The organism is Kitasatospora cheerisanensis KCTC 2395 (assembly GCF_000696185.1).
Taxonomy (GTDB): Bacteria; Actinomycetota; Actinomycetes; order Streptomycetales; family Streptomycetaceae; genus Kitasatospora; species Kitasatospora cheerisanensis.
The window spans coordinates 393526-420288 of sequence record NZ_KK853997.1 but is presented as its reverse complement, the minus strand read 5'-3'; the positions used below and the strand labels follow the sequence as shown (position 1 = coordinate 420288).

The window sequence follows — 26763 nt, the reverse complement described above, 5'->3', positions numbered from 1 at the left end:
CACTGATGTCCGACGACAAGAAGCTGCTCGACTACCTCAGGCGCGCCACTGCCGACCTCGGTGACGCCCGGAGGCAGCTGCGCGAGGCCGAGCAGGCCCGCCACGAACCGATCGCCATCGTCTCCATGGCCTGCCACTACCCCGGCGGCGCCGACACGCCCGAACTCCTGTGGGACCTGCTCTCCCGGGGCGCCGACGCGATCTCCGCCTGGCCGGTCAACCGCGGCTGGGACCTGGAGGGCCTCTACGACCCCGACCCCGAGCGGCCCGGCACCTCCTACACCCGGCACGGCGGCTTCCTGCACGACGCCGCCGAGTTCGACGCCGAGTTCTTCGGCATCTCGCCGCGCGAAGCCCTGGCCACCGACCCCCAGCAGCGGCTGCTGCTGGAGACCGCCTGGGAAGCCGTCGAGCGGGCCGCGATCGACCCCCGCTCGCTGCGCCGCACCGCCACCGGCGTCTTCCTCGGGGCGATCGGCAACGACTACGGCGCGGGCTCGCGCCACCTCCCCGAGGTCCAGGGCCTGCTGGACACCGGCACCGCGAGCAGCGTGGCCTCCGGCCGGATCGCCTACACGCTGGGCCTGGAAGGGCCCGCGGTGACCGTGGACACGGCCTGCTCCTCCTCCCTGGTCGCCCTGCACCTGGCGATCCGGGCCCTGCGGGCGGGCGACTGCTCGCTGGCCCTGGCCGGCGGGGTGGCCGTGATGGCGACCCCCGACGCGTTCGTGGCGTTCAGTCGCCAGCGCGCGCTGTCGGCCGACGGCCGCTGCAAGGCGTTCGGGGCCGACGCGGACGGCACCGGCTGGTCCGAGGGCGTCGGCGTCCTGCTGCTGGAGCGGCTGTCCGACGCCCGCCGCAACGGCCACCAGGTGCTGGCGGTGATCCGCGGCTCGGCGATCAACCAGGACGGCGCCAGCAACGGCCTGACCGCACCGAACGGCCCCGCGCAGCAGCGGGTCATCCGGGCGGCCCTCGCGGACGCGGGCCTGACGGCCTCGGAGGTGGACGCGGTCGAGGCGCACGGCACCGGCACCACCCTCGGCGACCCCATCGAGGCGCAGGCCCTGCTGGCCACCTACGGCCAGGACCGGCCCGCCGAACGGCCCCTGTGGCTGGGCTCGTTGAAGTCCAACATCGGCCACACCTCGGCGGCGGCCGGCGTCGGCGGCGTCATCAAGATGGTGCTGGCGATCGAGCACGGCGAACTGCCCAAAACCCTGCACGCCGACCGGCCCACCCCGATGGTCGACTGGTCCTCGGGCGCCGTGGAACTCCTCTCGGAGGCCCGCGCCTGGGACGACACCGGACGCCCGCGCCGGGCCGGCGTGTCCGCCTTCGGCGTCAGCGGCACCAACGCCCACCTGATCCTCGAACAGGCCCCGGCCGAGGAAGCCGAACCCGCGGCCGACACCGCGGCCGACGACGGCCCGCACCCGCTGCCCTGGGTGCTGTCGGGGCGCACCGACGAGGCGCTGCGCGCCCAGGCCGCCCGACTGCTGGCACACCTGGACGCCGCCCCCGGCCCCCTGCGGCCCGCCGCCACCGGCCGCGCCCTCGCCCTCACCCGCACCGCCTTCGAACGGCGGGCCGTCGTGGTGGGCACCGACCCGGAGCGGCTGCTCGACGGCGTGAAGGCACTCGCCGAGGGCCGCTCGGCGGCGGGCCTGGTGCAGGGCGACGGCGTGTCGTCCGGCCGTTCGGTGCTGGTGTTCCCGGGCCAGGGGTCGCAGTGGGTGGGCATGGCTGCCGAGCTGCTGGCCGGGTCGGAGGTTTTTGCCGGGCGGATGGCGGAGTGCTCGCGTGCGCTGGCGCCGTACGTCGACTGGGAGTTGACGGAGGCGCTCGGTTCGGAGGCGCTGTTGGCGCGGGTCGATGTGGTGCAGCCGGTGTTGTGGGCGGTGATGGTGTCGCTGGCCGAGGTCTGGCGGTCGTTCGGCGTCGTGCCGGACGCGGTGGTCGGCCACTCGCAGGGCGAGATCGCGGCGGCTGTGGTGGCGGGTGGCCTGAGCCTGGAGGACGGGGCGAAGGTCGTCGCACTGCGGAGCCTGGCGATCCGGGCGCTGGCCGGACTCGGCGGCATGGCTTCGATTCCGTTGCCGGTGGACGCGGTGCGGGAGCGTATCTCGGGTCAGCTGTCGGTGGCGGCGGTGAACGGCCCGTCGTCGACCGTGGTGTCGGGTGACGTGGACGCGGTGGCCGAGCTGGTCGAGGAGCTGGTGGCGGAGGGCGTGCGGGCGCGCCTGATCGAGGTGGACTACGCCTCGCACTCCGCACATGTGGAGGAGATCCGGGAGCGGTTGCTCGCCGACCTGGACGGCATCGTCCCGCAGTCCGGTGCGGTGCCGTTCTACTCCACCGTGACGGCCGGCTGGCTCGACACGAAGGCGCTGGACGCCGAGTACTGGTACCGCAACCTGCGGCAGACCGTCGAGTTCGGCCGGGCCACCGAAGCGCTGCTGGAGGAGGGCTTCCGCTTCTTCGTCGAGTCCAGCCCGCACCCCGTGCTCACCTTCGGTGTGCAGCAGAGCGCCGATGCGGCCGACGCCGCCGGCTCCGCGCAGGGGCCCGCCGTGGTCGTGGGGACGCTGCGGCGCGGCGAGGGCGGCCCCGACCGCTTCCTGACCTCGCTGGGAGAGGCCCACGTGGGCGGCCTGCTGCCCGACTGGGACCGGGTGTTCGCCGGACACCGTTCGGTCGGCGTCCCGCTGCCCACCTACGCCTTCCAGCGGCGGCCGTACTGGCTGGAGGACACCGCTCCCGTGGCGGGCGGGGCCGCCGGGGGCGACGACTTCTGGGAGGCCCTGGGCGGGGGTGACCTGGACCGGTTCACCAGCGCCCTCGGTGTGGCGCCCGAGGACCCGCTGAACGTGGTGCTTCCCGCGCTCGCCCACTGGCGCAGCGAGCGCACCGAGCGTTCGGTGGTCGACTCCTGGCGCTACCGGGTGACCTGGCGGGCCCTGCCCGAGGGCCCGGCGGCCGCCCTGGACGGCAGTTGGCTGGTGCTGTCCGCGGACGGGCAGCCCGAGGACGGGGCCCGCCGGGCGGAGGAGACCGTCCGGGCCGTCGAGCAGGCCGGGGCCGCGGTGGTCCACCTGCGGGTCACCGGGGCGGCGGCCGACCGGGCCGTGCTGGCCGAGCGGATACGCGCGTCCCTCGACGGGCTGCCCGGGCCGGTGGCGGGAGTGCTGTCGCTGCTGGGCCTCGACGAGCGCCCGCACCCGGCGCACCCCGCCGTCCCGCTGGGCACCGCGCTCAACCTGGCCCTGGTGCAGGCCCTCGGCGACACCGGGGTCGGTGCGCCGCTGTGGTGGGCCACCCGGGGCGCGGTGTCGGTAGGGGAGACGGACGCCGGGAGCGGGGTCAGCGCCGCGCAGAACCTGCTCTGGGGGCTGGGCCGGGTCGCCGCGCTGGAGTTCCCGCAGCGCTGGGGCGGACTGGTCGACCTCCCCGAGGACCTGGACCAGGACGCCGCGCGGCGGCTCTGCCGGGTGCTGGCCGGTCAGGCCGGGGACGAGGACCAGGTGGCCGTCCGGGCCACCGGCTGCCACGGCCGGCGGCTGGTCCGGTCCGCCCTGGGCGACGCCGCGCCGCGGCGGAACTGGCGGCCCGGGGGCACCGTGCTGATCACCGGCGGCACCGGCGGGATCGGCGCGCAGATCGCGCGCTGGCTGGCCCGGCGGGGCGCCGAGCACCTGGTGCTGGTCAGCCGGCGCGGCGCGGACGCGCCGGGTGCGCCGGAACTCGCCGAGGACCTGGCCGCGCTCGGTGCCCGGGCCACCCTGGCGGCGTGCGACGTCGCCGACCCGGACGCCCTGCGCGCACTGAAGGACGGCCTCGAACAGGACGGCCACCGGATCAGCACCGTCTTCCATGCCGCGGGCGCCGGGCTGCTGGTGCCGCTGCCCGAAACCGACGCGGCCGAGTTCGCCGACACCCTGCACGCCAAGGTCGGCGGCGCCCGCAACCTGGACCGGCTCTTCGACCGGGACACGCTCGACGCGTTCGTGCTGTTCTCCTCCATCTCCGGGGTGTGGGGCAGCGCCGTCCACGGCGCCTACGCCGCCGCCAACGCCTACCTCGACGGCCTCGCCGAGGACCGCCGCAGCCGCGGCCTCGCCGCGACCTCCGTGGTGTGGGGGATCTGGAGCCCCGAGGACGGGGCCGGCGGCATGGCGGCCGAACTCGCCGAGGAGACCCTGCGCGGCCACGGCGTGCTCTTCATGCCGCCCGCCGTCGCCATCACCGGCCTCCAGCAGGTCCTGGACCACGACGAGACGGTGACCGTGGTCGCCGACATCGACTGGGAGCGCTTCGCGACGGTCTTCACCTCCGCCCGCCCCAGCCCGCTGATCGGCGAACTCCCCGAGGTGCGCAGCGCGCTGGCCGCCGGCCCGGAGACCGGCGGGCCCGCCACCGGGGCCACCCCCTCGGCGCTGCGCGAACGGCTGGAGCCGCTCCCGGCCGCCGAGCGGACCCGGGTGCTGGTCGAGCTGGTCCGCACCCACGCGGCCGCCGTCCTCGGCCACGACTCGCCCGACGCGGTCGCCCCCGGCCGCGCCTTCCGCGAGCTGGGCTTCGACTCGCTGACCGCCGTGGACATGCGCAACCGGCTCAACGCCGCCACCGGCCTGCGGCTCCCGGTCACCGTCGTCTTCGACTACTCCTCGGCGACCGCGCTCGCCGGACGACTGGAGACCGGCCTGCTCGGCGCCGCCGCCGAGCCCGCCACCGTCCGGCAGCTCCCGGCGGCGGCACCCGCCGCCGTCGACGACGACCCGATCGCGATCGTCGCCATGAGCTGCCGCTACCCCGGCGGCGTCCGCACCCCCGAGGACCTGTGGCGGCTGGTCGCGGACGGGCACGACGCCGTCTCCGGGCTGCCGTCCGACCGCGGCTGGGACCTCGACGCGCTGTACGACGCGGACCCCGACCGGCCCGGCCGCAGCTACGCCGCCGCGGGCGGATTCGTCCGCGACGCGGACCGCTTCGACCCCGGCTTCTTCGGCATCTCCCCGCGCGAGGCGCTGGCCATGGACCCGCAGCAGCGCCTGCTGCTGGAAACCTCCTGGGAGGCGATCGAGCGCGCCGGCATCGACCCGTCCACCCTGCGCGGCACCCCGACCGGCGTCTTCGCCGGCGCCTCCTACCAGGGCTACGGCGGCACCCTGCGGGACATCCCCGAGGAGCTGGAGGGCCTGTTCATCGCGGGCATCTCCACCAGCGTCCTGTCCGGCCGCGTCGCCTACCAACTCGGCCTCCAGGGGCCCGCGGTGACCGTGGACACGGCCTGCTCCTCGTCCCTGGTGGCGGTCCACCTCGCCGCGCAGTCGCTGCGCTCGGGGGAGTGCGCGCTGGCCCTGGCCGGCGGCGCCACCGTGATGGGCACCCCGCTGTCGTTCACCGGCTTCAGCCGGCAGCGCGGGCTCGCCGAGGACGGGCGCTGCAAGTCCTTCGCCGCCGCCGCGGACGGCTTCGGCATGGCCGAGGGCGTCGGCCTGCTGCTCCTGGAACGCCTCTCGGACGCCCGCCGCAACGGCCACCCGGTGCTCGCCGTGCTGCGCGGCTCGGCGATCAACCAGGACGGCGCGAGCAACGGGCTGACCGCGCCCAGCGGCCTCGCCCAGCAGCGGGTGATCCGCGACGCGCTGGCGAACGCCCGGCTGACGGCCGCCGACGTGGACGCCGTCGAGGCGCACGGCACCGGCACCCGGCTGGGCGACCCGATCGAGGCCGACGCGCTGCTCGCCACCTACGGCCAGGACCGGCCCGCCGACCGGCCGGTGTGGCTCGGGTCGCTGAAGTCGAACATCGGGCACACCCAGGCCGCCGCCGGCGTCGGCGGCATCATCAAGATGGTGCTGGCCATGGAGCACGGCGAACTGCCGCGCACCCTGCACGTCGACCGGCCGACCCCGAACGTCGACTGGACGGCGGGCGCCGTCGCCCTGCTCACCGAGGCCACCCCCTGGCCGGAGACCGGCCGACCGCGCCGGGCCGGAGTCTCCTCGTTCGGCCTGAGCGGCACCAACGCGCACGTCGTCATCGAACAGCCGCCCGCCGAGCCCGCACCCGCGCTGACCGCCGCCGCCGAGCCCGCCCCCGCCGTCGTCCCGTGGGTGCTGTCCGGGCGGACCGCCGCGGCCGTGAAGGAGCAGGCGGCGCGGCTGCACGCCTACCTGACCGGGCGGCCGGAGCTGGCGTCCGCCGACATCGGCTACTCGCTGGCCACCACCAGGACCGCCTTCGAGCACCGTGCGGCCGTCGTCGGCGGCGACCGGGCGGCCCTGCTGGGCGGCCTGGCCGCGCTCGCCGCGGGCGAGCGCGCACCCGGCCTGGTCGAAGGCACCGTCGCCCGGTCGACCAGGACCGTCTTCGTCTTCCCCGGCCAGGGCTCCCAGTGGGCCGGCATGGCCCGCGAACTGCTCGACCACGCCCCGGCGTTCGCCGCCCGCATCGCGGCCTGCGAACGCGCCCTCGCCCCGCACCTGGACTGGTCGCTGCTCGCCGTCCTGCGCGAGGAGCCCGACGCGCCCCCGCTGGACCGGGTGGACGTGGTGCAGCCGGTGCTGTGGGCCGTGATGGTCTCGCTGGCCGAACTGTGGCGGGCGCACGGCATCGTCCCCGACGCCGTGGTCGGCCACTCCCAGGGCGAGATCGCCGCCGCCTGCGTGGCCGGCGCGCTCTCGCTGGACGACGCCGCCCGGATCGTCGCGCTGCGCAGCCGCGCCCTGCTGGCCCTGACCGGACGCGGCGGCATGCTGTTCGTGCCGCAGCCGGTCGAGGCCGTGCGCGAGGCGCTGGCCGCCCACGGCGGGGCACTCGACGTCGCCGCGGTCAACGGGCCGACCTCGGTGACGGTCTCCGGCGACCCCGCCGCCCTGGAACGGCTGCGCGAGCAGTACGCCGAGGTGGGCGTCCTGGCCTGGCCGGTCCCCGGCGTGGAATTCGCCGGCCACTCGCCCCAGGTGGAGGAGCTCCGCGAGGAACTGCTCGCCCTCCTCGACGGCATCGCGCCGCGGACCTCCGCCGTCCCGTTCTACTCCACCGTCAGCGGCGGGCCCGTCGACACCGCGGGCCTGGACGCCGCGTACTGGTACGAGAACCTGCGCCGGCCGGTCGAGTTCGGCCGGGCGCTCGAGGCGCTCGTCGCCGACGGGCACCACACCTTCGTCGAGTGCAGCACCCACCCCGCGCTGACCGTCTGGATCCAGGAGGCCGTCGAGGCGGCCGGGGTCGCCGACGGGGCCGTGGTCGGCACCCTGCGCCGCACCGAGGGCGGCCCCGGCCGCTTCCTCTCCGCACTCGCCGAGCTCCAGGTCCGCGGCCTGCCGGTGGACTGGGACGCGGTGTTCGCCGGAACCGGCGCACGCAAGCGGCCGCTGCCCACCTACGCCTTCCAGCAGCAGCGCTACTGGCTGGACAGCACCCCCGGCCGGCCCGCCGACACCGTGGCCGGCACCGCCGCCGCGACCGGCACCGGCCCGGCCGACTCCGGCTTCTGGACGGCCGTCGACCGCGGCGACCTGGACGCCCTCGCCACCACCCTGCGGGTCGAGGACGGCGAACTGCGGGCCTCGCTCGCCTCCCTGGTGCCCACCCTCGCCGAGTGGGCGCGCGGCCGGGCCGACGACCGGACCGCCGACAACTGGCGCTACCGGGTCGCCTGGAAGCCCCTGCCGGCCGCCGAACGGCCCCGGCTCACCGGCAGCTGGCTCCTGGTCGCCCCGGCCGGAGCCGCCGAGGACCCGGCCGTCGCGTTCGCCGCGGACGCCCTGAGCGGACACGGCGCCACCCCCGTCCTGGTCGAGGCGGGCCACGACGCGACCGACCGGGCGCGGTTCGCCGCCCTGCTCCGCGACGCCCACGACCGCGCCGACGGGCCGCCCGCCGGAATCCTGTCGCTGCTCGCCCTGGCCGAGGAACCGCACGGCGAGGGATCGGAGCTCCCGCTCGGCCTCACCCTGACCGTCGCGCTGCTCCAGGCCCTGGGCGACCTCGGCACCGACGCTCCGCTCTGGACCGCCACCCGGGGCGCGGTCTCGGTCGGCCGGTCCGACCGGATCGACAGCACCCTGCAGGCCCTCACCTGGGGCCTCGGCGGCGTCGCCGGCGTCGAGTACCCGCAGCGCTGGGCCGGCCTGGTCGACCTGCCGCGACGCCTCGACGACCGGGCCGCGACCCGGCTCGCCGAAGCCCTGGCCAACCCCGACGGCGAGGACCAGCTCGCGGTGCGCGCCACCGGCCTGTACGGCCGCCGGGTCGTCCACGCCGCACTCGGCGACACCGCCCCCGCCCGCGACTGGACACCCGAGGGCACCGTCCTGATCACCGGCGGCACCGGCGGCCTCGGCGCCCAGATCGCCCGCCGCCTCGCCCGCACCGGCACCGCGCACCTGCTGCTGACCAGCCGCCGCGGCGCCCAGGCCCCCGGCGCCGAGGCCCTGCTCGCCGAACTGCGCGAGCTCGGCGCCGAGGCCACCGTGGCGGCCTGCGACGTCGCGGACCGCGACGCCCTGGCGGAGCTGCTCGCCGCGATACCGGCCGAGCGCCCGCTGCGCGCCGTCCTGCACACCGCCGGCGTCCTCGACGACGGGGTGATCGACTCCCTCACCCCCGAACGCGCGGCCGGCGTCCTGCGCCCCAAGCTCGACGGCGCGCGCAACCTCGACGCGCTCACCCGCGGACTCGACCTGACCGCCTTCGTGCTGTTCTCCTCGCTCGCCGGCACCCTCGGCGGCACCGGCCAGGGCAGCTACGCCGCCGCCAACGCCCACCTCGACGCGCTGGCCCGGCACCGCCGCGACCTCGGACTGCCCGGGACCTCGGTGGCCTGGGGCCTGTGGGGTGGCGAGACCCTCGCCGCCGGAGCGGTCGCCGAGCGGCTGATCCGCGACGGCCTGCCCGCCATGGACCCCGCCACGGCCACCACCGCGCTGCTCCGCGCCCTCGACCACGAGGACACCAACGTCCTCGTCGCCGACTTCGCCTGGGACCGCTTCACCCGCGCCTACACCGCGCTCCGGCCCAGCGCCGCCCTCGCGGACCTGCCCGAGGTGCGCGACGCGCTCGCCGCCGCGGCCGGGCCCGGGGCCGGGGCCGACGGCGCCGAGCCGCCGGCCCTGCGGATCGCCGCACTGCCCCCGGCGGAACGCGACCGGGCCCTGCTCGACCTGGTCCGCCGCGAGGTCGCCGCCGTGCTCGGCCACCCCGGGCCCGAGGCGGTCGGCCCCGACCAGGCGTTCAAGGAGATCGGCTTCGACTCGCTGACCGCCGTCGAACTGCGCAACCGGCTCGCCGCGGCCACCGGCCTGCGCCTGTCGGTGACCCTGGCCTTCGACTACCCCACCGCCACCGCCCTGGCCGGACACCTGCGCGCCGAACTGCCCGGGGTACCCGCCACCGAGGCCCCCGACGCCCCCGGGCAGCCGCCCGCGGCCGCCGCCGTCCCCGAGGACGAGGCGATCGCCGTGGTCGGCATGAGCTGCCGCTACCCCGGCGGCGTCAGCACCCCCGAGGAGCTGTGGGAGCTCGTCGCGGGCGGCGGCGACGCGATCACCGGCTTCCCCACCGGACGCGGCTGGGACCTGGACGGCCTCTACGACCCCGACCCGGACCGGGCCGGCAGCACCTACGCGCGGGAAGGCGGCTTCCTGCACGACGCCGACCGCTTCGACCCGGCGTTCTTCGGGATCTCCCCGCGCGAGGCGCTGACCATCGACCCCCAGCAGCGGCTGCTGCTCGAACTCTCCTGGGAGGCGTTCGAGCGGGCCGGCATCGACCCGCTCTCCCTCAAGGGCAGCCCGAGCGGCGTCTTCGTCGGCTGCAGCCACCACGACTACGGCTCGCGGATCACCGAACCCTCCGAGGAGGTCGAGGGCTACCTCGGCATCGGCAGCGCCGGCAGCGTGGCGTCCGGGCGGATCTCCTACAGCCTCGGCCTCGAAGGGCCCGCGGTGACCATCGACACGGCGTGCTCCTCCTCGCTGGTCGCGGTCCACCTCGCGGCCCGCTCGCTGCGGGCCGGCGAATGCTCGCTGGCGCTGGCCGGCGGCGTCACCGTGATGTCGACCCCGGGCGCGTTCGTGGAGTTCAGCCGGCAGCGGGTGCTCGCCGAGGACGGCCGCTGCAAGCCGTTCGCCGCCGCCGCCGACGGCACCTCCTGGGCCGAGGGCGCCGGACTGCTCGTCCTCGAACGCCTCTCCGACGCCCGCCGCAACGGCCACCCGGTGCTCGCCCTGGTCCGCGGCTCCGCCGTCAACCAGGACGGCGCCAGCAACGGCCTGACCGCCCCCAACGGGCCCTCCCAGCAGCGCGTCATCCGGGCGGCCCTCGCCGACGCCGGCCTGACCGCCGCCGAGGTCGACGCGGTGGAGGCGCACGGCACCGGCACCAAGCTGGGCGACCCGATCGAGGCCCAGGCGCTGCTGGCCACCTACGGCCGGGACCGCGGCGAGCAGGACCCGCTGTGGCTCGGGTCGCTGAAGTCGAACATCGGACACAGCCAGGCCGCCGCCGGCGTCGCCGGAATCATCAAGATGGTGCAGGCCATGCGGCACGGGACGCTGCCGCGCACCCTGCACGTCGACGCGCCGACCCCGCACGTCGATTGGGCCGCCGGCGCGGTCCGGCTGCTCACCGACGACACCCCGTGGCCGGAGACCGGCCGCCCCCGGCGGGCCGCGGTGTCCTCGTTCGGGGTCAGCGGCACCAACGCCCACACCATCCTCGAACAGCCCACCGAACCCGCCCCGGCCGCCGCCCCCGTGCCGGCCCCGGCCGCCCCCGCGCCGGCCGACGCGCCCGCCCTGCCCTGGCTGCTCTCCGCCCGCGGCGCCGACGCGCTGCGCGAGCAGGCGGCCCGGCTGCTCCGGCACGTCGAGGACCACCCGGCCCTCGCCGTCGCCGACCTCGGCCGCTCGCTCGCGCTGCACCGCAGCGCCTTCGAACACCGGGCCGCCCTCACCGGCACCGACCGGGAGTCCCTGCTCCGGGCGCTCGAAGCCCTCGCCGCCGACGAGCCGTCGGCGGACCTGGTGCGCGGGGTGACCGGCCCGGCCGTGAAGACCGCCTTCCTGTTCCCCGGCCAGGGCAGCCAGCGCACCGGCATGGGCGCCGGACTGTACGCGCGGTTCCCGGTCTTCGCCGACGCCTTCGACGCGGTCTGCGCGGAACTCGACCCGCTGCTCGACCGCCCGCTGCGCGAGGTGGTCGACGCGGCCCCCGGCGACCCCGGCCACGGCCTGCTCGACCGCACCGAGTACGCCCAGCCCGCCCTGTTCGCGCTCGGCGTCGCCCTGTTCCGCCTGGTCGAGCACTGGGGCGTGCGCCCCGACCGGCTGCTCGGCCACTCGGTGGGAGAGCTGGCCGCCGCCCACGTCGCCGGGGTGTTCACGCTGCCCGACGCCGCGGCGCTGGTGGTCGCCCGGGGTCGGCTGATGCAGGCCCTCCCGGCCGGCGGAGCGATGGTCGCCCTGGCCGCCGCGGAGGAGGAGGTGCTGCCGCTGCTCGCGGGCCGCGAGCACCGGGTCGGCCTCGCCGCCGTCAACGGCCCGGCCTCGACCGTGGTCTCCGGCGACGCGGCGGCGGTGGACGAGATCGCCGCCCAGCTCGCCGCGCGCGGCCGCAAGACCCGGCGGCTGCGGGTCTCGCACGCCTTCCACTCGCCCCTGATGGAGCCGATGCTCGCCGAGTTCCGCGACGTGGTGGCCCGGATCGTCCCGGGGGAGGCCGCCGTCCCGGTGATCTCCGACCTGACGGGCGAGCCGGCCACCGCCGAGCAGCTCGGCTCGCCGGACTACTGGGTGGAGCACGTGCGCGGCACCGTCCGCTTCCAGGACGGCATCCGCCACCTGGAGCGCGACGGCGTCACCGCGTTCGTCGAACTCGGCCCCGACGGCGCGCTCACCGCCATGGGCCACGACTGCCTTACCGGCGCCGCCGACGGCCCCGCGCTGGTGCCGCTGCTGCGCAAGGACCGGCCCGAGGCGCCCGCGGCGACGGCCGCCCTGGCCCGGCTGCACGTCACGGGCGTGCCCGTGGACTGGGCCGCCGTCCACGCCGACGGCCCGGCCCGGCCCGCCGTCGACCTGCCGACCTACGCCTTCCACCGCGCCGGCTACTGGCTGCAGGCCGGCCCGGCCGCGACCGGACTGCCCGCCGCCGGACTCCAGGCCGTCGGCCACCCGCTGCTCGGCGCCGGAACGGAACTCGCCGACTCCGACGGCTTCCTGTTCACCGGCCGGTTCTCGGTCCGCAGCCACCCCTGGCTGGCCGACCACGGCGTCTACGAGGGCGTGCTGTTCCCCGCCACCGCGTTCCTGGAACTCGCCGTCCGCGCGGGCGACCAGGTCGGCTGCGACCAGGTCGAGGAACTGACCCTGGAGGCACCGCTGGTGCTCCCCGCGGGCGGAGCCGTCGCCCTCCAGCTCACCGTCGGGGCCCCGGACGCCGCCGGCACCCGCCCGCTGAGCGTCCACGCCCGGGCCGCCGACGCCGGCCCCGACGCCCCCTGGACCCGGCACGCGAGCGGCCTTCTCGGCTCCGCCGCGGCCGCCGACCCGGCGACCCCGGTGGACCCCGGGGCCTGGCCGCCGCCCGGTGCCGTCCCGCTCGACACCGACGGCCTGTACGACCGCTTCGCGGGCGGCGGGTTCGCCTACGGCCCCGCCTTCCAGGGCCTGCGCGCGGCCTGGCGGCTCGGCGACGAGGTGTACGCCCTGGCGAGCCTGCCGGAGGAGCAGCGGCCGGACGCCGCCGCGTTCGGCCTGCACCCGGCGCTGCTGGACGCCGCCCTGCACGCGCTGGTGTTCGACGTCCTGGAGGGGCCCGCGCAGGGCTGGCTCCCGTTCTCCTGGAACGGGGTGCGCCTGCACGCCTCCGGGGCCGCCGAACTCCGGCTGCGGCTCACCCCCACCGGCCGCGACGCCGTCGCCGTCCAGGTCAGCGACACCACCGGGCGGCCGGTGCTCTCGGCCCGCTCCCTGGTGCTGCGGCCCGTCTCCCGCGACCGCTTCACGGCCACCCGGGCCGGACACCACGAGGAACTGTTCCGCCCCGAGTGGCAGGCACTGCCCGGGCGCGCCGCGACGGCCGGCGCCGCCCCCGACCCGGACTCCTGGACCGTGCTCGGCGGCGGGACGCTCCCCGGCCGGCCGGTCGCCGACCTCGCCGCGCTGTCCGCCCGGCTCGACGCGGGCACCCCGGCGCCCCGGACGGTGCTGGCCGCCCTTCGTACACCGTCCGGAACGCTCCGCGACGCCGTCCACGACGGCCTCGGCACGCTGCTCGCCCTGCTGCGCGACTGGCTGGCCGAAGAGCGCCTGGCCGGCACCAAGCTGGTCCTGGTCACCACCGGCGCCGTCCCGGTGACCGGCGACGGCGACGCACCCGACCCGGCCGCGGCCGCGCTCTGGGGCCTGGTCCGCTCGGCGCAGACCGAGAACCCCGACCGCTTCGTCCTGCTGGACCTGGACGGCGCGGACACCCCGCCCGCCCTGCTCGCCGAGGCCCTCGCCTCCGGGGAACCCCAGCTCGCGATCCGGGCCGGGACCGTCCACGTCGCCCGGCTGGCCCGGGTACCGCTGGCCGCCACCGGGCGCACACCCGGCTGGGGCGGCGACGGAACCGTCCTGATCACCGGCGGCACCGGCGCCATCGGCGCCCACGTCGCCCGCCACCTGGCCGCCGAGCACGGCGTCCGGCACCTGCTGCTGACCAGCCGCAGCGGCCCCGCCGCCGACGGCGCGGCGGAACTCCTCGCCGACCTCGCCGCCCTGGGCGCGCACGCCGAGATCGCCGCCTGCGACGCCGCCGACCGCGACGCCCTCGCCGCCCTGCTCGCCGCCCTGCCGCCCACGCACCCGCTGACCGGCGTGGTGCACGCCGCGGGCGTCCTGGCCGACGGCGTCGTCGCCACCATGACGCCCGCGCAACTGGAGCAGGTGCTGCGCCCCAAGGTGGACGCGGCGATCAACCTGCACGAACTCACCGCCGGCCTGAAGCTGTCCGAGTTCGTCCTGTTCTCGTCCATCGCCGGCGTCTTCGGCGGCATGGGCCAGGGCAACTACGCCGCCGCCAACGCCTTCCTGGACGCCCTCGCCCACCGGCGCCGCGCCGACGGGCTGCCCGGCCGCTCGCTCGCCTGGGGCCTGTGGAACAACAGCACCGGCATGACCGGCGGCCTCACCGAGGCCGACCTGCGGCGGATCGCCCGCGGCGGGATCGTCGCCTTCGACCCCGCCCAGGGGCTGGCGCTCTTCGACACCGCCGGCACCCTCGACGAGCCGGTCGTCCTCCCGCTGCGGCTCGACACCGCGGCCGTCCGCGCCCAGGCCGCCACCGGCGGCGTCCCCGCCCTGCTGCGCGGCCTGGTGCGCCCCGCCGCCCGGCGCGGCGCCGCGGCCCCCGCGGCCGGCACCGGACCCGACGGGCCCGAGGCACTCAAGCAGCGTCTCGGCACCCTCAACGAGACGCAGCGCGGCCGGGTCCTGCTCGACCTGGTCCGCTCGCACGCCGCCCTGGTGCTCGGCCACAGCGGCCCGGCCGCCGTCGAACCCGGACGCGGCCTGCTGGAGGTCGGCTTCGACTCGCTGACCGCGGTGGAACTGCGCAACCGGCTGCGCGCCGCCACCGGCCACCCGCTGCCGGCCACCCTGCTCTTCGACCACCCCACCCCGGCCGCGATCGCCGAGCACCTCGCCGCCGAACTGCTCCCCGACGCCGGGCCCGGACCGCTCCCCGGCCTCGCCGAACCGGACCGGCTGGCGGGCGCCCTCGACGGCGTCCCCGACGACCCGGCGGACCGCGAACGGCTGGCCGGCCGGCTCCGGGAACTGCTGCGCACCCTCGACCCGGCGGCCCCCGCCGCCGACGGCGACGGCACGGCGGCCGCCTCCATCGAGGACCGGATGGACAGCGCCAGCGACGACGAACTCTTCGACCTCATCGACAACGAACTCGGCCGGTCATGACACCGACCCGACCCGCGAACCAGGACGGCGGCCCCCGATGGTGAACGACGACAAGCTGAGGGACTACCTCAAGCGCGTGACGGCGGACCTGCACCACACCCGCCGGCGCCTGACCGAGGCCGAGGAGGCCGCCCGCGAACCCGTCGCGGTCGTCGCGATGAGCTGCCGCTACCCCGGCGGCGTCCGCACCCCCGAGGACCTGTGGCGGCTGGTCACCGAAGGCACCGACGCCATCACCGGCTTCCCCGGCGACCGCGGCTGGGACCTCGACCACCTGGACGACCCGGAAGGGCTGCGCGCCGGCACCAGCCACACCGCGCTGGGCGGCTTCCTCGACGACGTCGGGCACTTCGACCCCGGCTTCTTCGGGATCTCCCCGCGCGAAGCGCTCGCCATGGACCCCCAGCAGCGGCTCCTCCTGGAGACCACCTGGGAGGCCTTCGAACGGGCCGGCATCGACCCCGCGACCCTGCGGGGCAGCCGGACCGGCGTCTTCGCCGGCGTGATGTACCAGGACTACGCGGTCCGGCTGCGCCAGGTCCCCGACGACGTGGCCGGTTACATCGGCAGCGGCAGCTCCGACAGCGTCGCCTCGGGCCGGGTCGCCTACACCTTCGGCCTGGAGGGCCCGGCGGTCAGCATCGACACCGCCTGCTCCTCCTCGCTGGTCGCCATCCACCTCGCCGCCCAGGCCCTGCGGGCCGGCGACTGCACCCTGGCCCTGGCCGGCGGCGCGATGGTCATGTCGACGCCCGTCCCGTTCGTCGAGATGAGCCGCCAGGGCGGGCTGGCCCGGGACGGCCGCTGCAAGTCCTTCTCCGCGGCCGCCGACGGCACCGGCTGGGGCGAGGGCGTCGGCATGCTCCTGCTGGAGCGCCTCTCCGACGCCCGCCGCCACGGCCACCCGGTGCTCGCCCTGATCCGCGGCACCGCCGTCAACCAGGACGGCGCCAGCAGCCGGCTCACCGCCCCCAACGGCCCCGCCCAGCAGCGCGTCATCCGGCAGGCCCTGGCCAACGCCGGACTCACCCCCGCCGACGTGGACGTGGTCGAGGCGCACGGCACCGGCACCCCGCTCGGCGACCCGATCGAGGCCCAGGCCCTGCTGGCCACCTACGGGCAGCACCGCGCGGACGGGCAGCCGCTGCTGCTCGGATCGCTGAAGTCGAACATCGGGCACACCCAGGCGGCGGCCGGCGTCGGCGGCGTCATCAAGACCGTCCTCGCCATGCGGCACGGCACCGTCCCGCCCACCCTGCACGCCGGCGAGCCGTCCCCGCAGATCGACTGGACCGCCGGCGCGGTCCGGCTGGTCACCGCCAACACCCCCTGGCCCGAGACCGGACGGCCGCGCCGCGCCGCGGTCTCCTCCTTCGGCGTCAGCGGCACCAACGGGCACGTCGTTCTCGAACAGGCCGAGGAGCCGCCCGTCCCGGAGCCCGCCGACCCGGCCGGGCCGGCCGCCCCCGCCGTGCTGCCCTGGGTGCTCTCCGGACGCACCGCCCCGGCGCTGCGCGCCCAGGCCGCCCGGCTCCGCGCACACCTCGACGCCCACCCCGGGCCCGGCCCCGCCGAGATCGGCCACGCCCTCGCGACCACCCGCGCCGCGCACGAGCACCGGGCGGTGCTGATCGGCGCCCGCCCCGAGGAGTTCCGGGCCGGCCTGGACGCCCTGGCGGCCGGCCTCGACGCCCCCGGACTGGTCCTCGGCACCGCCGGGACCGGCGGCGAAGTGGCCCTGGTGTTCCCCGGCCAGGGCTCCCAGTGGCCCGGCATGGCCGTCGAACTCCTCGACTCCGCACCCGCGTTCGCCGCCCGCATCGCGGACTGCGAACGCGCCCTCGCCCCCTTCGTCGACTGGTCGCTGGAAGCCGTCCTGCGCGGCGCCCCCGGCACCCCGCCCGCCGACCGCGTCGACGTCGTGCAGCCCGCGCTGTGGGCCGTCATGGTCTCGCTGGCCGAACTGTGGCGCTCCCACGGCATCACCCCCGGCGCCGTCATCGGCCACTCCCAGGGCGAGATCGCCGCCGCCTGCGTCGCCGGCGCGCTGTCCCTGGACGACGCCGCCCGGGTCGTCGCCCTGCGCAGCCGCGCGATCCGCGCGCTGTCCGGCCGCGGCGGCATGGCCTCGGTGGCACTGCCCGCCGCCCAGGTCGCCGACCACCTCGCCCCCTGGGACGGCCGGCTCTCCGTCGCCGCCGTCAACGGACCCGCCTCCACCGTGGTCTCCGGCGACACCGACGCCCTCGACGCCTTCCTCGACCGGACGGCCGCCCTCGGCGTCCGCAGCCGGCGCATCCCCGTCGACTACGCCTCGCACAGCGCCCACGTCGAGGACATCCGCGCCGACCTGCTCGCCACGCTCGACGGACTGACCCCCCGCCCGTCCGCCGTCCCGTTCTACTCCACCCTCACCGGCGGCCTGCTGACGGACACCACCGCCCTGGACGCCGACTACTGGTACCGCAACCTCCGCGGGACCGTCCGGTTCGAACAGGCCACCCGCGCCCTGCTCGCCGACGGCTACCAGGTCCTGCTGGAGAGCAGCCCGCACCCCGTCCTCACCGTCGGGATCCTGGAGACCGCCGAGGACGCGGGCGCCGACGCCACCGCCGTCGGCACCCTGCGCCGCGACGACGGCGGCCCGCGCCGCTTCACCGAGGCACTGGCCGAACTCCACCTGCGCGGAGTCTCCCCGGACTGGGACGCCGTCTTCGTCGGCCGCCGCCCCGGCCGGGTCGAACTGCCCACCTACGCCTTCCAGCGCGAGCCGTACTGGCTGGAGGACGGCGCCGCGCCCGCCGCCGACGTCGGCTCCGCCGGACTGACCCCGGCGGACCACCCGCTGCTGGGCGCCGTCGTCCACCTCGCCGACAGCGACGGCCTGCTCCTCACCGGCCGCCTCTCCGCCCGCACCCACCCCTGGCTCGCCGACCACGCCGTCGGCGGCCGGGCCCTGCTCCCCGGCACCGCCTTCCTCGAACTCGCCCTCCAGGCCGGCGCCCGGATCGGCAGCCCCCGCGTCGAGGAACTCACCCTCCAGGCACCCCTGGTGCTGCCCGAACACGGCGGCACCGTGCTGCGCCTCACCGTCGGCAGCCCCGACGCCCGCGGCCACCGCCCGATCGGCCTGCACTCCCGGCCCGACGCGCCCGCCGACGGCGACCCCGAGGACGAGTGGACCAAGCACGCCGAAGGCGTCCTCGCCCCGGACGCGGCCGACGACGCCGAGCCCGCCGGGCCGATGCCCTGGCCGCCGCCCGGCGCCGAACCCCTCGCCCTCGACGGACTGTACGAGCGCTTCGCCGCCGGCGGATTCGCCTACGGCCCCGCCTTCCAGGGCCTGCGCGCGGCCTGGCGGCGCGGCGACGAACTGTTCGCCGAAGCCGTCGCGCCCGCCGGACCCGCACCCGACACCGCCCGCTTCGGCCTGCACCCCGCCCTGCTGGACGCCGCCCTGCACGCCACCGGCGTGCCCGGCACCCCCGGCGCGGACGCCCACCCCGAGGGACGGCTGCCGTTCTCCTGGAACGGCGTCACCCTGCACGCCACCGGCGCCGGGACGATCCGCGTCCGGCTCACCCCGGCCGGACCCGACGCGCTGGCGCTCGCCGTCGCCGACGCGACCGGCGCCCCCGTGGCGACCGTGGACGCGCTCGTCCTGCGACCCGCGGGCACCGCCGCCCTCGGCACCGACCCCGCCCCCCGCGGCCGCCACCACCGGGACCTCTACGCCACGGAGTGGGTCGCCGCACCCCCGCGCGCCGGCAGCATTCCCGTCCACCGCACCGCGGACCTCGCCACGCTGCTGGCCGCCGCCGAGGCCGGGGAGCCGGTACCCGGGACGGTCCTGCTCCTCTGCGCCGAGCCCGCGCCCGCGGCCGGACCGGCCGAGGCGGTCCGCGCGGCCCTCCACCGGGCCCTCGCCGACATCCGGAGCTGGCTCGCCGACGACCGCTTCGCCGACTCCCGCCTGGTCTTCGCCACCCGGGGCGCGGTCGCCGCCCGGGACGGGGAGGACGTCCGCAACCCCGCACACAGCGCGCTCTGGGGCCTGGTCCGCTCGGCCGGGTCCGAACACGGGCGCTTCGCCCTGCTCGACCTCGACGCCGAGGACGAGCACGGCACCTCCCCGGCCGTCGCCGCGGCCCTCGCCACGGGCGAACCGCAGACCGCCGTCCGCGGCGACCAGGTCCGCATCCCCCGACTGGCCCGCGTCCCCGCGAACGACCCCGCCGACGACGCGGCCGGGCCGCTCCGGGCCTTCGACCCCGACGGCACCGTCCTCGTCACCGGCGGCACCGGCCTGCTCGGCGCCCACGTCGCCCGCCGCCTGGTCACCGGACACGGCGTCCGGCACCTGCTGCTGCTCTCCCGCAGCGGCCCGGCCGCCGCCGGAGCCGAGGAACTGCGGGCCGAACTCGCCGCGCTCGGCGCCGAAACCGACGTCGTCGCCTGCGACGCCGCCGACCGGGACGCCCTGGCCGCCGTCCTCGCCGACCTGCCGCCCGCGCACCCGCTGACCGCCGTCGTCCACACCGCCGGCGCCCTCGACGACGGCGTCGTCACCGCACTCACCCCCGAGCGGATCGACGCCGTCCTGCGCCCCAAGGTCGACGCCGCCCTCCACCTGCACGAGCTGACCCGCGACCACGACCTCACGCACTTCGTGCTGTTCTCCTCCGCCGCCGGCACCTTCGGCGGCCCCGGACAGGCCAACTACGCCGCCGCCAACGCCTTCCTCGACGCCCTCGCCGCCCGGCGCCGGGCAGCCGGACTGCCCGGCCAGTCCCTGGCCTGGACCCTGTGGGAGCAGCCCAGCGCCCTCACCGGACACCTCGGCGAGGACGACGTACGACGCCTCGCCCGGTCCGGCATGCCGCCACTCTCCACCGAGCGGGGACTCGCCCTCTTCGACACCGCCCTCACCGTCGACCGGCCCGTCCTGGTCCCGATGCGCCTCGACACCGCCGCGCTGCGGACCGCGGCGGCCGACGGCACCCTGCCGCCGCTGCTCCGCGGCCTGGTGCGCACACCGCCGCGCCGGGCCGCTGAAGCCGCCGCGGCCGACGACAACGCCCTGCGCCTGCGCCTCGCCGCCCTCGACGGCCCCGGACGGACCCGGCTGCTCGTCGAACTCGTCCGCACCCACGCCGCGGCCGTCCTCGGCCACGCCTCGCCGGACACCCTCGACGCCGGACGCGCCTTCCGCGAACTCGGATTCGACTCGCTCGCCTCGGTGCAACTGCGCAACCGCCTGAACGCCGCCACCGGCCTGCGGCTCCCCGCCAGCCTGGTGTTCGACCACCCGACCCCGGCGGCGCTCGCGGACTTCCTGCGCGCCGGACTCACGGACACCGCCACGGCCGCCGCGCCCACCCCGCCCGCCGTCCGGGACCGGGACGCGGACGACGACCTGATCGCGATCGTCTCCGCGGCCTGCCGCCTCCCCGGCGGCGTCCGCACCCCCGAAGACCTGTGGCGGATGCTCGCCGACGGCCGCGACGGCATCTCCGAATTCCCCACCGACCGGGGCTGGAACCCGGACGCCCTCTACGACCCCGACCCCGAGCGCGTCGGCACCTCCATCACCCGGCACGGCGGCTTCCTGCACGACGCCGCCGACTTCGACGCCGAGTTCTTCGGCATCTCGCCGCGCGAGGCCCTCGCCATGGACCCGCAGCAGCGGCTGCTGCTGGAGATCACCTGGGAGCTCTTCGAGCGCGCCGCCATCGACCCGGCCACCCTGCGCGGCGCCCCGGTCGGCACCTACGTCGGCCTGATGCAGCAGGACTACGCCGCCCGACTGCTGCCCTACATCCCCGAGGACGTCGAGGGATTCCTCGGCACCGGAAACTCGGGAAGCATCGTCTCCGGGCGCTTGGCCTACTTCTTCGGCCTCGAAGGCCCCGCGGTCACCGTGGACACGGCCTGCTCCTCCTCGCTGGTGGCCCTGCACCTCGCCGTCCGGGCGCTGCGCTCCGGCGAGTGCTCGCTGGCCCTGGCCGGCGGCGTCAACGTGATGTGCAGCCCCGAACTGTTCGTCGAGTTCAGCCGGCAGGGCGGACTCGCCCCCGACGGCCGCTGCAAGTCCTTCGCCGCCGCCGCCGACGGAACCGCCTTCGGCGAAGGCAGCGGCATGCTGCTGCTGGAGCGGCTGTCGGACGCGCGGCGCAACGGGCATCCGGTGCTGGCGGTGGTGCGGGGTTCGGCGGTGAACCAGGACGGTGCGAGCAACGGTCTGACGGCGCCGAACGGTCCGTCGCAGCAGCGGGTGATCCGGGCGGCGCTGGCCGATGCGGGGCTGACTGCCGCGGATGTGGATGTGGTGGAGGCGCACGGTACCGGGACGCGGCTGGGCGACCCGATCGAGGCGCAGGCGCTGCTGGCCACCTACGGGCAGGACCGGCCCGCGGACCGGCCGGTGTGGATCGGCTCGCTGAAGTCGAACATCGGCCACGCCTCGGCAGCCGCCGGGGTGGCGGCCGTCATCAAGTCGGTGCTGGCGCTGCGGCACGGCGTGATGCCGAAGACGCTGCACGTGGATGGCCCGACACCCGAGGTGGACTGGTCGGCGGGCGCCGGCCGGCTGCTGACGGAGGCCCGCGTGTGGGACGACACGGGCCGTCCGCGCCGGGCAGGCGTGTCCTCGTTCGGCGTCAGCGGCACCAATGCGCACGTGATCCTGGAGGCTGTGCCGGCCGAGCCGACCGCTTCCGCCCCCGCCCCCGCCGCCCCCGCCGCCGTCCCCGTGCTCCTCTCGGCGCGCACCCCCGAGGCGTTGCAGGCCCAGGCCGCAGCACTGTCGGCCCGCCTCGGCGACGGGACCGGCGTGCGCGCCGCGGACGTGGCCTTCTCGCTGGCCACCGGCCGCAGCGCACTTCCACAGCGCGCGGTACTGGTCGGCACGGAGGACAACCTCGCCGAGCACCTGACCGCGTTGGCGCAGGGTGGTGCGGCGCCGAGCGGCGGGCTGGTGTCCGGTCGCTCGGTGCTGGTGTTCCCGGGTCAGGGGTCGCAGTGGGTGGGCATGGCTGCCGAGCTGCTGGCCGGGTCGGAGGTTTTTGCCGGGCGGATGGCGGAGTGCTCGCGTGCGCTGGCGCCGTATGTCGACTGGGAGTTGACGGAGGCGCTGGGTTCGGAGGCGCTGTTGGCGCGGGTCGATGTGGTGCAGCCGGTGTTGTGGGCGGTGATGGTCTCGCTGGCCGAGGTGTGGCGGTCGTTCGGTGTGGTGCCGGATGCGGTGGTGGGTCACTCGCAGGGGGAGATCGCGGCGGCTGTGGTGGCGGGTGGTCTGAGTCTGGAGGACGGGGCGAAGGTCGTCGCTCTGCGGAGTCTGGCGATCCGGGCGTTGGCGGGTCGGGGCGGCATGGCTTCGATTCCGTTGCCGGTGGAGGCGGTGCGGGAGCGCATCGCGGGCCGGTTGTCGGTGGCCGCCGTCAACGGCCCGTCGTCGACGGTGGTGTCGGGTGATGCGGACGCGGTGGCCGCACTGGTGGATGAGCTGGTGGCGGAGGGGGTGCGGGCGCGCCTGATCGAGGTGGATTACGCCTCGCACTCCGTGCACGTGGAGGAGATCCGGGAGCGGTTGCTCGCCGACCTGGACGGCATCGTGCCGGTCTCCGGTGGGGTGCCGTTCTTCTCGACGGTGACGGGTAGTTGGCTCGACACGAAGGCGCTGGACGCCGAGTACTGGTACCGCAACCTGCGGCAGACCGTCGAGTTCGGGAAGGCCACGGAAGCGCTGCTGGGGGAGGGCTTCCGGTTCTTCGTCGAGTCCAGTCCGCACGCGGTGCTGGGCGTGGCGGTGGGGGAGTCGGTGGAGGCCGCGGGGGTCGACGCGGCGGTGCTGGGGACCTTGCGCCGTGGCGAGGGCGGCCCGGCGCAGGTGCTGCGCGCGGTCGGTCGCGCGTGGGAGCGCGGCTTGGACGTCGACTGGTCGGGGGCGTTCCCCGGTGCGCGCCGCGTCGAGCTGCCGACGTACGCGTTCCAGCGCACCCGCTACTGGCTCGACGTGCCGACCACCAGCCAGGACATCGCCTCGGCGGGTCTCGCCACGACCGGGCACCCGCTGCTCGGTGCGGCGGTGCAGGTCGCGGACTCCGGTGAGCTGCTGCTCAGCGGCCGGATCTCGCTGCGCACCCACCCCTGGCTCGCGGACCACGCCGTGTCGGGCGCCGTGCTGCTCCCCGGCACGGCCTTCCTCGAACTCGCGCTGCGCGCCGGGGTCGAGGCCGGGTGCCCGGTGGTCGAGGAACTCACCCTGGGGTCGGCGCTGGTGCTCCCAACGGAGGAGGCTGCCCACCTGCAACTCCGGGTCGCCGGGCCCGACGGCGAGGGCCGGCGGAGGCTCAGCGTGTTCGCCCGGACGGCCCGGGACGCCGACGCGCCCTGGACCGAGCACGCCACCGGCATCCTGGCGTCCCGGGCCGCCGGCGACCAGGCCGCAGCCGCGGCCGGTCTGCTGAGCTGGCCGCCGTCCGGTGCGGAACCCGTGGACACCGGCGACCTCTACGAGCGCTTCGCCGAGGCCGGCTACCAGTACGGGCCCGCCTTCCGCGGCATCCGGGCCGCGTGGCTGCGCGGCGGCGAGGTGTTCGCCGAGGTGGTGCTGCCGGAGCAGCAGCACGCCGACGCCGCCGGATGCGTGCTGCACCCCGCGCTGCTGGACGCGGCCCTCCAGTCTTCGGCGCTGCTGCCCGACCAGGAGGGTGGGGCCCGGCTGCCGTTCAGCTGGACCGGTGTGACCGCCGGGATCACCGGGGCCACCACGCTGCGGGTGCGGCTCGCCGCCGACGCGCCGGACAGCGTCACCCTGCACGCCCACGACCTGTCGGGCCGGCAGGTGATCGGCGTCCAGGGCCTGCTGCTGCGGCCGCCGGCCGCGGGCGGGCCGCTCGCCGCGGCCGCCCATGCCGAGCTGCTGTACCGGCTCGACTGGACCCCGGCCGCCGACCCGGCCGAGGGCGCCGCGCCGACCTGGGCCGCTCTCGGCGGTGCCGTCCCCGGTGCGGTGTCCTGGCCGGACCTGGACGCCCTGCGCGCCGCCCTCGACGCGGGCGCCGCTCTCCCCGAGGTCGTCGTGGCGGCCGTGGCCAGCGCCGAGCTGCCCGACCCCGCGGACCGGGTCCGCGCCACCGCGCACCGGGGCCTCGCCCTGGTGCAGGAGTGGCTGGCCGACGAGCGGTTCGCCGCGGCGGGGCTGGCCCTGCTCACCCGGGACGCGGTCCGCACCGGGCCGGTCGACCGGCCCGTCGATCCCGCCCAGGCCGCCCTGTGGGGCCTGGTGCGCAGCGCGCGGGCCGAGCACCCCGGGCGCTTCCTCCTCGTCGACGCGGCCGGGACCGCCGACCCGGCGGAGGCCCTGCCCGCGGCGCTCGCCGCCGGGGAACCCGAACTGGCGTTGCGGACCGGCTCGTTGCTGCTGCCGCGGCTGGTCCGCGGCGGACGGCCGGACGGCACGCTGTTGCTGCCGGACGGCACCGGCTGGCGGCTCACCACCGACGGCAAGGGCTCCGTCGAGGACATCCTGGCGGAGCCCGCCCCGGATGCCCTCGCTCCGCTGGGCCGGGGCGAGGTGCGGATCGCGGTGCGCGCCGCCGGGCTGAACTTCCACGACGTCATCGCCGCGCTCGGCCTGGACCCCGACCCGGAGCACCAGGGCCTGGGCAGCGAGGGCGCCGGCACGGTGATCGAGGTGGGTCCGGACGTGGACGATCTGGTGCCCGGGGACCGGGTGATGGGGATCTTCTCGGGCGCGTTCGGCCCGACCGCCGTCGCCGACCGCCGCACCGTCGCCCGGATACCGGCGGGCTGGTCCTTCGCCCGCGCCGCTTCCGTGCCGGTGGCCTTCCTGACCGCCCACTACGGCCTGTTCGACCTCGGCGGCTTGCTGCCCGGGGAATCGGTCCTGATCCACGCCGCGGCCGGCGGCGTCGGCACGGCCGCGGTGCAACTCGCCCGGCACGCCGGTGCGCGGGTGTTCGCGACCGCCTCGCCCGCCAAGTGGGACGTGCTGCGGGCCGGCGGGCTGGACGCCGAGCACATCGCCTCGTCCCGCACCACCGACTTCGCCGACACCTTCCTGACGGCCACCGGCGGGCAGGGCGTCGACGTCGTGCTCGACAGCCTGGCGCGGGAGTTCGTCGACGCCGGCCTGCGGCTGCTGCCGAACGGCGGCCGGTTCGTGGAGATGGGCAAGACCGACATCCGCGACCCCGAGGAGGTCGCCCGGCAGCACGCCGGGGTCCGCTACCGGGCGTTCGACCTGATGGAGGCCGGTCCGCAGCGGATCGGCGAGATGCTCGCCGAGATCCTGGACCTGTTCGAGCAGGGCGTGCTGCAACCGCTGCCCGTCACCGGCTGGGACGTCCGGCAGGCCCCGGCCGCGCTGCGCTCGCTCGGCCAGGCCCGGGGCGTCGGCAAGAACGTCCTGCTGCTGCCCGCTGCGCCGGACCCCGAGGGGACCGTGCTGGTCACCGGGGCCACCGGCACGCTGGGACGGCTGCTGGCCCGGCACCTGGTCGTCGCGCACGGCGCCCGGCACCTGCTGCTGGCGGGCCGCCGGGGCGGGGCCGCCGACGGAATGCCGGAGCTGGTCGCGGAACTGACCGGGCTCGGCGCCTCGGTGACCGTCGCGGCCTGCGACGTCGCCGACCGGGACGCGCTCGCCGCCCTGCTCGGGTCGGTGCCCGCCGCGCACCCGCTGACCGCCGTCGTCCACGCGGCCGGCGTGCTGGACGACGCCACGGTCGCCGGGCTGACCCCGGAGCACCTCGACCGGGTCCTGCGGCCCAAGGCGGACGCGGCACTGGCCCTGCACGAACTCACCCGGGACCTCGACCTCGCGGCGCTGGTGCTGTTCTCCTCGGGCGCCGCCCAGTTCGGCGCGGCCGGGCAGGCGAACTACGCCGCCGCCAACGCCGTCCTCGACGCCCTCGCCGCCGAACGCCGGGCCGAGGGACTGCCCGGCCTGTCCATCGGCTGGGGCCTGTGGGAGGAGCGCAGCGGGATGACCGCCGCGGTCGGTTCGGGCCGGGGCGTCGGAGCGGGCGCGCTGACCTCGGCGGAGGGCCTCGCCCTGTTCGACGCCGCGCTGGACTCCCCGTACGCCTACCGGCTCGCGGCCCGGATCGCCCCGTCCGTGCTGCGGGCGGACGACCGGCTGCCCGCCGTGCTGCGCGGCCTGGTCCGGCCCGCCCGGACCGGTGCCGCCGCGGCGGAGCTGCCCACCCGGTCGATGGCGCAGCAGCTCGCCGAACTGCCCGAGGCCGAACTGCACCGGACCCTGCTCGACCTGGTGCGCGGCACCGCCGCGGCGGTGCTCGGCCACAGCTCGCCGCACCTGATCCGCCCGGCCCGCCCGTTCAAAGACGTCGGCTTCGACTCGCTCACCGGGGTCGAGCTGCGCAACCGGCTGGCGTCCTCGACCGGGCTGCGGCTGCCGGCCGCGCTGGTCTTCGACCACCCCACCCCGGAGGCGCTGGCCCGCCACCTCGCCGAGCGGGCCGGCGCCGCCCGTCCGAGCGCCGACGCGGCGGTCCGGGCCGGGCTCGACGCCCTGGAGTCGCTGCTCGACGCCCTGCCGCAGGACGGCGTCAGCGAGGAACTCGCCGCCCGGCTCCGGGAAGTGCTGTCCCGCCCGCTGCCCGCCGCGGCACCGGCCGCCCCCGCCCGCCCGGCGGGCGACCCGGGCGACCCGGACGACCTGGCCCCCGAGCTGATCGAGGCGGCCAGCGACGACGAGATGTTCGAGTACCTCGACCGGCAGTTGGGGTCCGCATGACACCGT

At 77.0% G+C, this 26763-nt stretch carries 2 protein-coding genes; both read left to right on the top strand.

What is annotated here, in order from left to right:
* The first annotated feature begins 5 nt into the window (after positions 1-5).
* Positions 6-14972, top strand: a complete 14967-nt coding sequence (locus KCH_RS01900; protein ID WP_035858394.1) for a type I polyketide synthase — start codon at positions 6-8, stop codon at positions 14970-14972.
* Positions 14973-15009: 37 nt separating this feature from the next.
* Positions 15010-26757: a type I polyketide synthase gene (locus KCH_RS01895; protein WP_035858393.1), complete on the top strand. Its 11748-nt coding sequence runs from the start codon at positions 15010-15012 to the stop codon at positions 26755-26757.
* The last annotated feature ends 6 nt before the right edge of the window (positions 26758-26763 follow it).

Bases quoted from the DNA above. Each gene is read 5' to 3' on its own strand.
- KCH_RS01900 (WP_035858394.1), top strand. From the start codon at position 6: ATGTCCGACGACAAGAAGCTGCTCGACTACCTCAGGCGCGCCACTGCC.
- KCH_RS01895 (WP_035858393.1), top strand. From the start codon at position 15,010: ATGGTGAACGACGACAAGCTGAGGGACTACCTCAAGCGCGTGACGGCG.